This is a genomic window from Methylobacterium sp. WL18 (genome assembly GCF_008040015.1).
Taxonomy (GTDB): Bacteria; Pseudomonadota; Alphaproteobacteria; order Rhizobiales; family Beijerinckiaceae; genus Methylobacterium; species Methylobacterium mesophilicum.
In genome coordinates this window covers 1-13,367 of record NZ_VRVD01000071.1, presented here as the reverse complement: position 1 = coordinate 13,367, position 13,367 = coordinate 1, and the positions used below count along the sequence as shown (strand labels likewise).

Annotated in this window: 12 protein-coding genes; 7 read left to right on the top strand and 5 right to left on the bottom strand. The window is 70.1% G+C overall.

Going from position 1 to position 13,367, the window contains the following annotated elements:
- The 4 genes from glmU to FV228_RS08810 form a co-directional block, all read left to right on the top strand.
- Positions 1-1,146, top strand: a 1,146-nt coding sequence (glmU, locus tag FV228_RS08830) for a bifunctional UDP-N-acetylglucosamine diphosphorylase/glucosamine-1-phosphate N-acetyltransferase GlmU (RefSeq protein ID WP_147854274.1), incomplete at its 5' end; no start/stop codon positions are given.
- A 420-nt stretch (positions 1,147-1,566) separates the two neighbouring features.
- Positions 1,567-2,004: a hypothetical protein gene (locus tag FV228_RS08820; RefSeq protein ID WP_147854272.1), complete on the top strand. Its 438-nt coding sequence runs from the start codon at positions 1,567-1,569 to the stop codon at positions 2,002-2,004.
- A gap of 151 nt (positions 2,005-2,155) precedes the next feature.
- Positions 2,156-3,982 carry a glutamine--fructose-6-phosphate transaminase (isomerizing) gene (gene glmS / locus FV228_RS08815; RefSeq protein ID WP_147854271.1) on the top strand — a complete coding sequence of 609 codons (1,827 nt, stop codon included), beginning with the start codon at positions 2,156-2,158 and terminating at the stop codon, positions 3,980-3,982.
- A gap of 24 nt (positions 3,983-4,006) precedes the next feature.
- The gene (locus tag FV228_RS08810) at positions 4,007-5,158 is read left to right on the top strand and encodes a M20 family metallopeptidase (protein ID WP_147854270.1); all 1,152 of its coding nucleotides are present in this window, start codon (positions 4,007-4,009) and stop codon (positions 5,156-5,158) included.
- A 281-nt stretch (positions 5,159-5,439) separates the two neighbouring features.
- Here FV228_RS08810 and FV228_RS08805 read toward each other — a convergent pair whose 3' ends face one another.
- Positions 5,440-6,435, bottom strand: coding sequence for an aldo/keto reductase (locus FV228_RS08805; RefSeq protein ID WP_147854269.1), 996 nt, complete (start codon positions 6,433-6,435; stop codon positions 5,440-5,442).
- Between the two features lie 119 nt (positions 6,436-6,554).
- Here FV228_RS08805 and FV228_RS08800 point away from each other — a divergent pair, with 119 nt between their 5' ends.
- A complete protein-coding gene (locus FV228_RS08800; RefSeq protein WP_147854268.1) occupies positions 6,555-7,478 on the top strand; it encodes a LysR family transcriptional regulator in 924 nt (307 codons plus the stop codon).
- Here the strand turns inward: FV228_RS08800 and FV228_RS08795 are convergent.
- Together FV228_RS08795 and FV228_RS08790 are read right to left on the bottom strand one after the other, a co-directional pair.
- Positions 7,475-8,605, bottom strand: coding sequence for a serine hydrolase (locus FV228_RS08795; RefSeq protein ID WP_147854267.1), 1,131 nt, complete (start codon positions 8,603-8,605; stop codon positions 7,475-7,477). The genes FV228_RS08800 and FV228_RS08795 overlap by 4 nt on opposite strands.
- Before the next feature lie 104 nt (positions 8,606-8,709).
- The gene (locus FV228_RS08790; protein WP_147854266.1) at positions 8,710-9,498 is read right to left on the bottom strand and encodes an SDR family oxidoreductase; all 789 of its coding nucleotides are present in this window, start codon (positions 9,496-9,498) and stop codon (positions 8,710-8,712) included.
- Between the two features lie 424 nt (positions 9,499-9,922).
- Here FV228_RS08790 and FV228_RS08785 point away from each other — a divergent pair, with 424 nt between their 5' ends.
- Positions 9,923-10,582, top strand: coding sequence for a response regulator transcription factor (locus FV228_RS08785; protein ID WP_147854265.1), 660 nt, complete (start codon positions 9,923-9,925; stop codon positions 10,580-10,582).
- Between the two features lie 121 nt (positions 10,583-10,703).
- Here FV228_RS08785 and FV228_RS08780 read toward each other — a convergent pair whose 3' ends face one another.
- A complete protein-coding gene (locus FV228_RS08780; RefSeq protein ID WP_147854264.1) occupies positions 10,704-11,249 on the bottom strand; it encodes a TetR family transcriptional regulator C-terminal domain-containing protein in 546 nt (181 codons plus the stop codon).
- Between the two features lie 136 nt (positions 11,250-11,385).
- Between FV228_RS08780 and FV228_RS08775 the strand changes: the two genes are divergently transcribed.
- Positions 11,386-11,973 (top strand): sugar O-acetyltransferase, encoded by a 588-nt coding sequence (locus FV228_RS08775; protein WP_147854263.1) that lies wholly within the window; start codon positions 11,386-11,388, stop codon positions 11,971-11,973.
- 85 nt (positions 11,974-12,058) lie between these two features.
- Here the strand turns inward: FV228_RS08775 and FV228_RS08770 are convergent.
- Positions 12,059-13,367: NAD-dependent succinate-semialdehyde dehydrogenase (locus FV228_RS08770; RefSeq protein WP_147854262.1), on the bottom strand; the 1,309-nt coding region annotated here is incomplete at its 5' end.

The following is a 13,367-nucleotide window of genomic DNA, read 5'->3' as shown; positions in this document are numbered from 1 at the left end:
GCGCAGGTCTTCCCGCAGGCCGAGCGCCTGGGCACCGCCCACGCGGTGCTGGCCGCCCGGGCCGTGCTCGAAGCGCCCGATGACGACGTGGTCATCGCCTTCGGCGACACCCCGCTGATCAGCGCCGAAACCTTTCTGCGCCTTCGCGCGCCCCTGGCGGAGGGTGCAGCGGTCGCCGTGCTCGCGTTCGAGAGCCCGACTCCGACCGGCTACGGCCGGGTGCTCACCGAAGGCAGCCGAGTCCTCGCGATCCGCGAGGAAAAGGATGCGAGCCCGGCCGAGCGGGCCGTGACCCTGTGCAATGCCGGTCTCATGGCCTTGGCAGGACGGCACGCGCTGGCGCTGCTCACGCGCATCGGCAACGACAACGCCGCCGGCGAATACTATCTGCCCGACGCGGTGGCGCTCGCGGCTGCCGAGGGACTCTCGGTGTCGGTCGTCCCCGTGGACGAGGCGGAGGCGCAGGGCGTCAACGACCGCATCCAGCTTGCCGTGGCCGAGGCCGCGATCCAGGTCCGGCTGCGCCGCAGCGCCATGCTGGGCGGCGCTACGCTCGTCGCCCCCGAGACGGTGTTCCTGAGCCACGACACGATCCTCGGACGCGACGTGGTGGTGGAGCCGCACGTGGTGTTCGGGCCGGGCGTCCGGGTCGGGGACGGCTGCACGGTGCGGGCCTTCGCGCACCTCACCGACACCGTCCTCGAAGGTGGCGTTCGCATCGGGCCGTTCGTGCGGCTGCGCGGCCATGCCGTCCTCGAGACCGGCGCGGAACTCGGCAACTTCGTCGAACTCAAGAACGCCCGGATGGGCGCGGGCGCCAAGGCCGCGCACCTCACCTATCTCGGCGACGCGGAGATCGGCGCGAAGGCCAATATCGGCGCCGGCACGATCACCTGCAATTACGACGGCGTTCTCAAGCACCGGACCACGATCGGCGCCGGCGCCTTCATCGGCTCGAATTCGGCGCTCGTCGCCCCGGTCACCATCGGGGAGGGCGCCTACGTGGCCTCCGGCTCGGTGATCACCGACGACGTGCCGGCGGACGCCATGGCGGTCGCCCGCGGCCGACAGACTGTGAAGCCCGGCTGGGCGGCGGAGAAACGCGCTGCATTGCTGGCCGAGAAGGCCCGGCGCGGCAAGGTATAACGAACGCAGGCTGGCGTTAGCGCGAAGGCCGTCGTACATTTCTGTACGATCTGGACCGGAAGGCGCCTGATAGCGTGGGATGGCCGACACGCATCAGGGGATTCGCGGATGACGCGGGACGCTCTCATTCGCGCCCTTCGGCGATACGCGCGCAGACGCGGCTTGGCCCTAGCCGTGGACCGGCAGCGTGGCAAAGGCAGCCATTTCCGCGTTCGATTGGGAGAGGCGGTGACGACGATCCAGAGCGGGGATCTCAGTCCCTTCCACGTCGACAGAATCTGTCGACAGCTCAAGGTCGCTGTGTCGGATCTCTAAAGCGTCGTCCCTAGCCGCGCACCGGCGTTCGAATGAGCGATGGACGACCATCGAAGACCTCGCAGGCAACGCCTGCGTCACGATCCAGGATGAGGAGCACACAGGATGCCGAGCGATTGGGTCTATCCTGTCGAGCTTCGCCGGGAGGGCGGCGAAATTCACGCCTATACGGATTCGCTACCGGAGGCGATCGCATCCGGCACCACCGAAGCGGAGGCCCTGGCGGAGATGGGCCACGCGCTGACGGCGGCGGTTCGCGGCCGGATCAAAGACGGCATGGACCTGGAGCCTCCCGGCGCGGCGCCATCGGGAGCAGCAAGCCACGCGGTTCCCCTTCCAGCCCGGCTGGCGGCCAAGGCCGCCGTCTACGCGGCCTGGAAGCGCTCCGGCCTCAGCAAGATGGCGTTCGCCGATCGCATCGGCCGCGGGGAGAGCGAGGTACGGCGCATCCTCGATCCCGACCATGGCACGAAGCTCGACCAGATGGAGGAGGCGGCCGTCGCGCTGGGCGGACGGCTCCGCGTCACCTTCGAGGAAGCCTGAGCCACCGAGCCGGCCCAATGTCATCGGGGCTGGCCCTGCGCCATCGCGATCCGGTACAAGGCGCGCTCGGCACCGCGTTGCGCGGGGCGGCCTGGACCTTGCGCGGCGTGCCCGCGCTCAACGGCCGGGCGTTACAGCGAGAGACACGTCCATGTGCGGCATCGTCGGCATCGTCGGGCGCGACGCGGTGGCGGGGCAGGTGATCGAGGCCCTGCGGCGGCTCGAATACCGCGGCTACGATTCCGCCGGCATCGCCACCCTGGAGCACGGGCGCCTGGAGCGGCGCCGCGCCTCGGGCAAGCTGGTCAACCTGGAGGCCCGGCTCGCGCAGGAGCCGCTCACCGGCACGATCGGCATCGGCCACACCCGCTGGGCGACGCACGGCCGGCCCAACGAGACCAACGCCCACCCGCACGCCACCAAGCGTCTCGCCGTCGTCCATAACGGCATCATCGAGAACTTCCGCGAGCTGAAGGCCGAGCTGGAGGCCGACGGCGTCGTGTTCGAGAGCCAGACCGACACCGAGGTCGTGGCCCAGCTGGTCAGTCGCAACATGGACCGGCAGATGAGCCCGGTCGATGCGGTCGCCGCCGCCTTGCCGCGGCTGCGCGGCGCCTTCGCGCTGGCCTTCATCTTCTCCGGCGAAGAGAACCTGCTGATCGGCGCCCGGCACGGCGCGCCGCTCGCGGTCGGCTTCGGCCAGGGCGAGACCTATCTCGGCTCCGACGCCCTGGCGCTCGCCCCGTTCACCGACGCCATCACCTATCTCGACGAGGGCGACTGGGCGATCCTGACTCGGGACAGCGCCGAGATCCGCGACCAGTCCGGCGCCCGCGTCGAGCGCCCGCGCCAGAAGATCGCCACGCAGGCCTACCGGATCGACAAGGGCGAGTACCGCCACTTCATGGCGAAGGAGATCCACGAGCAGCCCGAGGTGGTGGGCCGCACGCTCGCCCACTACGTCGACATGGCCAACGGCCGGGTGATGCTGCCCGAGGCGCTGCCCTTCGACTTCGCCAAGCTCAGCCGCGTCTACATCACCGCCTGCGGCACGGCGTTCTATGCCGGTCTCGTGGCGCGCTACTGGTTCGAGCAGGTGGCGCGCTTACCCGTGGAGATCGACGTCGCCTCCGAGGCCCGCTACCGCGAGGCGCCGCTCGAGAAGGACGGGCTGACGCTCGTCATCTCGCAATCGGGCGAGACTGCCGACACCCTGGCCTCGCTGCGCTACGCCAAGAGCCAGGGCCAGCACACGCTCTGCGTCGTCAACGTGCCGACCTCGACCATCGCGCGGGAATCCTCCGTGGTCATGCCGACGCTCGCCGGCCCCGAGATCGGCGTCGCCTCGACCAAGGCGTTCTCGTGCCAGCTCACCGTGCTGCTGTGCCTGGCCATCGCGGCCGGCCGGGCGCGGGGCACGCTGGACGAGGCCGGGGAGCGCCGGCTGGTGGACGCTCTGATCAAGGCCCCGGGCCTGATGGCCGAGGCGCTGACCCGCGAATCGGAGATCGAGCTTCTGGCCCGGGACGTCGCGAAGGCGCGGGACGTGCTCTATCTCGGCCGCGGCACCAGCTACCCGATGGCGCTGGAGGGCGCGCTGAAGCTGAAGGAGATCAGCTACATCCACGCCGAGGGCTATGCGGCGGGCGAGCTGAAGCACGGGCCGATCGCGCTGATCGACGAGAGCGTGCCGGTGATCGTGATCGCGCCCCACGACGCGGTGTTCGAGAAGACGGTGTCGAACATGCAGGAGGTCGCCGCCCGGGGCGGCCGCATCGTGCTGATCGGCGACGCCAAGGGCGCGGCCGAGCACGGGCTCGACACGATGGCCACCGTGACCATGCCGGACCTCGACGCCACGGTGGCACCGATCGTGTACGCGGTGCCGATCCAGCTGGTGGCCTACCACACCGCGGTGTTCATGGGGAAAGACGTCGACCAGCCCCGGAACCTCGCCAAGTCAGTCACCGTGGAATAGCCGCACCGCCGAGCGAGGACTCCGATGACCGAGAGAGACGCCGCCGCGATCCGCTGGCTCGAAGGGCAGGAGGGCGCCATGCTGGCCCTGCTCGAAGAGCTGGTGAACATCGATTCCGGCTCCTACGACAAGGCCGGGGTCGACGCGGTGGGCGCCCGCATCGCGTTCTTCCTGGCCGAGCACGGCGTCTCGGTCACCACCATCCCAATGGAGGATTACGGCGACGCGCTGAGGGCGCAGGTCGCCGGGTCCGGGGGCGCCAACCGGCCGATCGTGCTGATGGGCCACCGCGACACCGTCTTCCCAAAGGGCGAGGTCGCCCACCGGCCGTTCCGGATCGCGGAGGGCCGCGCCTACGGGCCGGGCGTCGCCGACATGAAGGCCGGGCTGGTGATGAACGCCTTCGTGCTGGCCGCCTTCCACCGGGCCGGCGGCGCACCGGTGCCGCTGGTCGGCCTGTTCACCAGCGACGAGGAGATCGGCTCGCCGGCCTGCCGGCCGATCATCGAGGAAACCGCCCGCGGCGCCCGCGCGGTGCTGAACGCGGAGCCCGGCCGACCGACCGGGAACGTCGTCACCGGCCGCAAGGGCGGCGTGTTCATGCACCTTGAGGTCCACGGCCGGGCTGCCCATTCCGGCGGCAACTACGCCGACGGGCGCAGCGCCATCGGCGAACTCGCCCACAAGATCACCGCGCTCCACGCGATCACCGATCTCGACCGCGGCATCACGGTGAATGTCGGGCTGGTCTCGGGCGGCCAGTCGGTGAACACCGTGGCGCCCCGGGCGACCTGCGAGATCGACCTGCGCTACGTCACCCCGGCGGACCGCGACGCGGCCATGGGCCGGATCGCCGCGATCGTGGCGGGTGCGACCGTGCCGGATACCCGCGCGCAGCTGACCATCAAGGGCGAGTTCCTGCCCCTGGTGCAGGACGAGGCTTCGCGTGCGCTGTTCGAGACCTACGCGCAGGTCAGCGCGCAGCACGGCGTCCGGATCGAGGGCGAGTTCGCCGGCGGCTGCGCCGATTCCGGCTTCACCGCGAGCGTCGGCTGCCCCACGCTGTGTGCGGTCGGGCCAGTCGGCGGCAAGGCGCATTCGCCCGAGGAATATCTGGAGGTGGCGAGCCTCGTCCCGCGGGCGCGGGCCATCGCCGAAACCATCGCGGCGGCTTGAATAGGTATTCGAACGCGTGATCTCGGTCACAGGACGTTGACGAACAACGAGAATCCAAATCTCCTCCTCGTCCTGAGGTGCCGGGCGAGCGCAGATCGCCCGGCCTCGAAAGAGCCCTCCAGCCAGCCAAGCGCCTTCTGGAGGGCTCCTTCGAGGCCCGCTGACGCGGGCTCCTCAGGATGAGGTCGAGGATGGGATTACCGTCGTCAGTCTCGCTTCGAGCCGTGCCCCTCGTTGTCGGGCTCGGGGCAGCGGTGCGTCATCGCTCTTCCGGCCCGCACTCAGCCCTCGACCAAAGCCAGCGCGGCCTCGGTGTAGCGATTGCCGTTGACCGCCTCCGGGGGCATCGCCGCGTCGATGGCGGCGAGGTCGTCGGCACTGAGCACGATCGCCGCGGCGGCGGCGTTCTCTTCGAGATGGCGGATCTTGCGGGCGCCCGGAATCGGCACGATGCCGTCGCCCCGGTGGAGCACCCAGGCCAGGGCGAGCTGGGCCGGCGTGACGCCCTTGGCGGCCGCCATGGCGGCCAGCGCGTCGATCAGCTTCTCGTTGGCCGCCAGGTTCTCCGCCTCGAAGCGCGGCAGGGTGCGGCGGAAATCGTCGGCTCCGAGGCTGCCCATGTCCCGGATCGCCCCGGTGAGCAGGCCGCGGCCGAGGGGGCTGTAGGGCACGAAGCCGATGCCCAGCTCGGCGCAGGTCGGCAGCACCGCGGCCTCCGGCTCACGGCTCCACAGGGAATACTCGCTCTGCACTGCGGCGATCGGATGGACCGCGTGGGCGCGCCGGATCGTGGCTGCGCCGGCCTCGGACAGGCCCAGCGCGCGCACCTTACCGGCGCGCACGAGGTCCGCCATCGCGCCGACCGTGTCCTCGATCGGAACGGCGGGATCGACCCGGTGCTGGTAGAACAGGTCGATCACCTCGACGCCGAGGCGCTGCAGCGACGCGTCGCAGACCGCGCGGACATGCTCGGGGCGGCTGTCGACGCCGACGATCCGGTCCCGGCCCTCTCCAGTCTCGGCAATCTTGAAGCCGAACTTGGTGGCGATGACCACCTGGTCGCGCACCGGCGCCAGGGCCTTGCCGACCAGCTTCTCGTTCTCGAACGGCCCGTACATCTCGGCGGTATCGAAGAAGGTGACGCCGAGATCGACCGCCCGGCGCAGCGTGACGACGGCCTCAGCCTCCGGCTGGCCGCCATAGCCGAAGCTCATGCCCATGCAGCCGAGGCCGAGGGCGGAGACGACGAGTTCTGAACCGAGTCGACGCTGTTGCATGGGATTCCCTGTGGGTTCTCTCGTGAGTCGCTTGGCCGAAGCCGTCCCGACTGTGCATCGGTGGCCAAGCCTAGGATAATTCGTGTTCTGCAGCGCAGCCTGTCCTATCCGGCTCAACAGTGAAACGCACCGATCTCCCAGCCCTCGCGATCTTCGCCGCCGTCGCGGCGCGCCGCAGCTTCCGCGGGGCGGCCCGCGACCTCGGGCTCTCCGTCTCGGCGGTGAGCCACGCGATCAACGGGCTCGAGGCCAGCCTCGGGATCCAGATTTTGGCCCGGACCACCCGCAGCGTCGCCCCGACGGAAGCCGGACGACGCCTGCTCGACGGACTCGGACCGGCGCTGGCGGCGATCACCGAGGCGGTCGAGGCCGCCACCGCCTCGCAGCAGCGGCTCTCGGGAACGCTGCGCTTCTCGGTGCCGCACTCGGCCGCCGAGATGCTGCTGCTCCCGCTCGCCGTGGCGTTCACGCGCGCGCATCCCGGCGTGGCGATCGAGGTCTGCGCGCAGGACGACCTGCGCGACATCGTGGCGGAGGGCTTCGATGCCGGCGTCCGGTTCGCGGAGAGCCTGGAGCAGGACATGATCGCAGTCGCGCTCGGCCCCGCTCAGTGCGCGGCGATCGTGGCGGCGCCGTCCTACTTCGCGGACCGGCCGCTTCCGCGCACGCCGCAGGACCTCCACGACCACACCTGCATCAACCGCCGCTTCGCCGGCGGCGCCCTGTTCCGCTGGGACCTCGAGAAGGACGGCGCGGCCGTTGTCGTCTCGGTCTCCGGAAGCCTGATCCTGGACGACATGCGGCTGATCGCGGAGGCGGCGCGGATGGGCGCCGGCCTCGCCTACGTGTTCGAGGCGCAGGTGACGGAGGACCTCGCCTCCGGCCGGCTGGTCCGCGTGCTGGAGGATTGGTGCCCGCGCTTTCCGGGCTTCTTCCTCTACTATCCGAGCCGCCGGCTGATGCGGCCGGTGCTCCGGGCCTTCCTCGATTTCGTCCGGGCCGAGGGCACTACCGATCGGCAAGGCCAGCCGGCGACACGTTAGCTCCGTACCGCCCCGACGAGCCGCGATAGAAAGCCGTCCAGGGCCGCCTTGTCGATCCAGCGCAGCACGGCGACGAGGTCGTGGTCGGGATCGACCCAGATCACGTTGTTGCCGGCCCCGAGCGCGCTGAACGCGGAATCCGGCAGTTCGGGCTTGGCGGACGGGCCGCGATTCAGCCACCACAGGTAGCCGTAATTCGCGAGCGTCGGCGACGGGGTCAGCATCGCGCGGATCCAGCGCTCCGACAGGAGCCGGCGTCCCGCCCAGACGCCGCCGTGAGCGATGAGGAGCCCGAAGCGCGCGTGGTCGTCCGCGCCGATGAACAGGCCGCCGCCCCAATGGCCGCCGCCCGGCACCGACTGCATCCGGGCGCCGTCGACCTCGACCCAGGCGTTGTCGTAGCCGTGCCACGCCCAGTCGTGGGACGCACCGATCGGCTCGAAGATCCGCGTGCGCAGCACCTCCGGCAACGCGCGGCCGAAGCGATGCATCAGGCAATACGCCAGCAGGTTCACCCGCACGTCGTTGTATTCGTAATGGCTGCCCGGGGCCTTGAGCGCGCGGCGTTCGCCCTTGCGGCTGTTGTCCGCCCCGGGACCGATCTGGCGGAAATGATCGACCTGGTCGGACTTGCCGAACAGCGTGCCCTGCCACTCGCTCGATTGCTGCAGCAGGTGGCGCCAGGTGATCGCGCCGTTCTGCGGACCGTCGAGGAGGGGGTCCGGCACGCTGTCCCGGACGGGCGCATCCACATCCGGGATCAGCCCGTCATCGTGCGCGAGCCCGGCCAGGACGGCCAGGTAACTCTTCGCGATGGAGAAGGTCATGTCCGGGCGCCGCGTATCGCCCCAGGCGGCTACGCGCCGGCCGCCCTTCAGGATCACGCCGGCCGGGCCGCCCCGCGGCCGCACCCGCCCGACGATGTCGCTCCAAGGCCCGCGCTCGTTCCACTCGACCAAGCCGACATAGCATCCATCCGGGTAGTAGAGGCTGCGCGGCCAGGGGCTCTCGTTCGCCTCCGCGTAGGCGACCGCCTCGGCCAGGGCGGCGGCATCGAACCCGGCGGCCTCGGGCCTCAGCGTTTCCCAGGTCTGCGACGGACAATACGGCTCGGTCCTCTGCGTCACGCCCGTTCTCCCGTCGGCACCGGATGGTCATAGCACCGACGGACCGGCACGCATGCGCCGCGCCAGGGCGTTCCCTGGAACGCCCTGGCGATTCACTCCGGATGTCAGTTCGCGGCGCGATAGCGCTCCGCGGGCTGGGTCTGGCCGAGATTCGGGATCATCGCGCTCCGCGCCCGATCGTAGGCATCCCACTGTTCGGCATCGGGCAGGGGCGGGATCGTCACCGGCTCACGCCGGTCGAAGCCGACCAGGGCGGCGTCGACCAGGGCGCTCGTCTCCATCACGGCCGGCAGGCTGTTCACGTCGATCCCGGCACGATCCCAGATCTCGGTGCGGGTCGCCGCCGGCAGGACCGCCTGGACGTAGACGCCCTTCGGCCCGAGTTCGGCGTGAAGCGCTGCACTGAGATACTGCACGAAGGCTTTCGTGGCGCCGTAGACCGCCATCCCGAATTCCGGGACGAAGCCGACCACCGAACCGATATTGATGATGGCGCCTTCCCCGGCCTCGGCGAAGCGGGGGGCGACCGCGGCCGCGAGGCGCGCCGGGGCGGTGGTATTGAGGGCGATCAGTGCGCCCACTTGCTCGGGATCCTGGCCGACGAAGCTGCCGGTGAGCGCCGCGCCGGCATTGTTCACCAGCACGCCGATCCGGGTATCCGTGCGCAAGCGGGTCTCGACGGCGGCGAGGTCGGCCGGTCGGGTCAGGTCGGCCAAGAGGATATCGATCGCGACGCCGGTTTCCCGGCGCAGGCGCTCGGCGAGCGTCCCCAGGCGGGCGCCGTCCCGCGCGACCAGGACGAGATCGTGGCCGCGGTGGGCGAAGCGGTCGGCGTAGACCGCGCCGATGCCCGACGAGGCACCGGTGATCAGTATGGCAGGCTTGCTGGACATGGGCTCGATCCTCAACTTTTTTACATGACAGTCATCATGTATCGTATAACTGACGATGATCATGATTGAGGTCAAGCGACTCGGGTTCCGCGGGCGTGAGATTGCGCACATGAAGGTTGGCGGTGCGCCGGGGAGCCGGCGCCCTGCTCAGCTTGGCGGACCGGATCGGGGGCGGTCCGGCGGGCTACGCTCGGCCGTCGGGCCCCGATGATTCTGGCCCGGTTGCGTGCGGACCCGCGCCGCGATCGATCGGGCCGTCCCGCCCGGCCCGACCAAACCGTGCCGGTGAATCCGCACTGCGGTCAGGCCGGATCGGCCGGGGCGGCCTCCTCGACAGCCGCTTGCGCCGGGAGGGCGCATCGATCAGGTTCGCGATGTCCGATGGGTCCCGCCTGCGGATCTCGCACGAGGAACGGCATCGACCGTGCAACTCCTGATCGTCGACGACCACCCGCTGTTCCGCGACGCCCTGGCGGCCACGATCCGCCTCGCCCATCCGGACGCCGTCCTGCACGAGGCCGACGGGATCGAGGCCGCGTGCGCGGTGCTGGCCGAGAACCGCGGCATCGACCTGACGCTCCTCGACCTATCCATGCGGGGGGTCACCGGCTTCGACGGCCTGATCACGGTCCGAGCCCGCTTCCCGCGCATCCCGATCCTGATCGTGTCGGGCCACGAGGACCCGCGCATCGTCCGCGAGGCCCTGCAGCACGGGGCCGCCGGCTTCGTGCCCAAGGCGATGGACAAGACCACCCTGACCCGGGCGATCACCGAGGTGATGAGCGGCGCGCTGTTCCTGCCCCCCGGCTTCACCGAGGCGAACGGGCCCTCGCCGCATGCCAAGAAGCCCCCCCTGGCCGAGCGCATTGCCCGGCTCACCCCGCAGCAATTGCGGGTGCTGATGATGATCCGGCAGGGCAAGCTGAACAAGCAGATCGCCCACGAGCTTCACGTCGGCGATTCAACCGTGAAGGCCCATGTCTCGGAAATCCTGCGCAAGCTCGAAGTGATCAGCCGGACCCAAATCGTGATCGACACGGCGTCCCTGGATTTCGACCAGATCCACAACACGCATCCGGCCTGAACCTCGGCATTCCGGCGTCGGACCCGGCTTCGCGCGGAGGGCCGCCGGGGATGCGCGACGCCTTGAAGCCGCGACAAGTACCCGGGCGTGACGAGACGGCGCCGGGCCCGGAGCATCGTCCTCAGGAGGCGACGCGCTCGACAAGAGCGCGGACACGGGCGCGATCCATCGGCTCCGGATCCACCGAGCGGTGGATCGACAAGCCCTCGATCAGGGCATCCAGCGCCTTGGCCGCGTCGGCCGGGAAATGCTGCCGGAGGGCCGCGCGGCTCTTCTCCATCCAATCCTGCATGACGCGGCGCAACGGCGGGTTGCGGGCGGCGAAGGCGTAAAGCTCGTAGCTCAGCAGCATGGTCCGCGGGCTCGCCCAGCTGTCGTCCACGATGAGGTCGACCACGGCCTCGCAGGCCTCATGGCGATCCGCGGCCTCGGCCAGCCGCTCGGTGAAGCGCGCCGAGACCGTGTCGGCCAGAAGGGTGAACGCCTCGGTCAGCAGTTCGACCAGGCCGGTGAAGTGGTAGGTCATCGAGCCGAGCGGCACGTCGGCCGCCGCCGCGACCCGGCGATGCGTCGTCCCGGCGACGCCGTGCTCGGCGATGACGTCGAGGGTCGCCTGCACGATGCGGGCGCGGCGGTCCGGGTCGTAACGGCGCTGGGACGAGGGCACACGGGGCTCCTGCACGGAATTCCTGGACGGGTGGCGATTGGCATTCGCGTCCGATGCGTACATATGTACGCATGGCCGAGAGCGCGGGGAAGTGCCCGCTGTTGGAAGCGATGCGGCTGAGCCGGGGAGAATGTCGATGCGGACCGAGCGCGAGAAGATGCTGGCGGGCGAACTCTACGACGCCCTCGATCCCGAACTTGTCGCCGCCCGGGCTCGGGTCCGGGACCTATGCCAACAGCTCAACGCCACGCGCGATGCCGACGAAGATCTGCGCCGGGACCTGTGCAAGCGGATCTTCGGGGTCGGCGGCGAGACGGTATGGATGCAGCCCCCGTTCTTCTGCGACTACGGGTCGAACATCGAACTCGGCGAGCAGGTGTATTTCAACTTCAACTGCGTCGTGCTCGATGTCTGCCGCGTTCGGATCGGCAGCTTCACCCTGTTCGGGCCGGCGGTTCAGATCCTCACGCCCCTGCACCCCACCAACGCAGCCCTGCGCCGGGTCCAGGAATACGGCAGGCCGATCGATATCGGCTCGGATGTCTGGGTCGGCGGCGGCGCCCTGATCCTGCCGGGCGTGACCATAGGCTCCCGCACGGTGATCGGCGCGGGCAGCGTGGTCACCCGCGACGTGCCGGACGGCGTGCTGGCCGCCGGGAATCCATGCCGGGTGATCCGGCCGATCAGCGACGACGAGCGGCACTCCTATGGAACCGCGCCCTGACGGCGGCGCCGGGTCGACCCTGCCCAGCATGTTGTGTTCGATCCCGGGGGCCGGGATCGAACACGTATCGCGGAGGCCCGCGCCCTCAGGCGCCGAGGCCGCCGACGCAAAGGTACTTGGTGTTCAGGTAATCCTCGATGCCCTGGTAGGAGCCCTCGCGGCCGAGGCCGGATTCCTTCACGCCGCCGAAGGGCGCCACCTCGGTGGTGATGATGCCCTCGTTGATCCCGACCATGCCGTATTCCAGCGCCTCGGCGACCCGGAAGGTGCGGCCGAGGTCGCGGGTGTAGAAGTAGCAGGCCAGGCCGAACTCGGTGTCGTTGGCCATGCGGATCGCCTCCGCCTCGTCGCGGAACCGAAACAGCGGCGCCAGCGGCCCGAACGTCTCCTCCCGGGCGACCGCCATGTCGGGGGTCGCGCCGGTGATCACGGTCGGCTCGAAGAACTGACCGCCCAACGCGTGGCGATGCCCGCCCGCGACCACCCGGCCGCCCTTCTCGACGGCGTCGCGGATATGGGCCTCGGTCTTCTCGACCGCGGCCATGTCGATCAGCGGCCCCTGGGCGACGCCCTCCTCGATACCGTTGCCGACCTTCAGGCGGTTGGCGGCCTCGGCCATCTTGTCCGCGAAGGCGTCGTAGATCCCGTCCTGCACCAGGAAGCGGTTGGTGCAGATGCAGGTCTGGCCGGAGTTGCGGTACTTGGCGAGCATCGCGCCGGCCACGGCCCGGTCGAGGTCGGCGTCGTCGAACACGATGAACGGCGCGTTGCCGCCCAACTCCATCGAGACCTTCTTCACCGTGTGGGAAGCCTGCTCCAGCAGCACCTTGCCGACCTCGGTGGAACCGGTGAACGTGATCTTCTTGACCAGCGGGTTGCCGGTCATCTCACCGCCGATGGCCCGGGCCGAGCCGGTGAGGATGCTGACGGTCCCGGCCGGGAAGCCGGCCTTCTCGCACAGCACGCCCCAGGCGAGGCCCGAGAGCGGGGTCTGCGAGGCCGGCTTGATCACGATCGGGCAGCCGGCGGCCAGCGCCGGGGCGATCTTGCGGGCGATCATCGAGGACGGGAAGTTCCACGGGGTGATCGCCGCGACCACGCCCACCGGCTCCTTGGTGACCAGGATCTTGCGGTCGCCCCAGGGGGAGGGGATCACGTCGCCGTAGACGCGCCGCGCCTCCTCGGCGAACCACAGCACGTAGGCCGCCGACATCGCGACCTCGCCGCGGGATTCGGTCAGCGACTTGCCCTGCTCGGCGGTGAGGATCTGCGCCAGGTCGTCCTGGTTCTCGGTGACCAGGGCCGCGAGCTTGCGCAGCAGCACGGCGCGCTCGTTGGCGGTCTTGGCGCGCCAGGCCGGGTAGGCCGCGTGGGCCGCCTGGATCGCCCGGCGG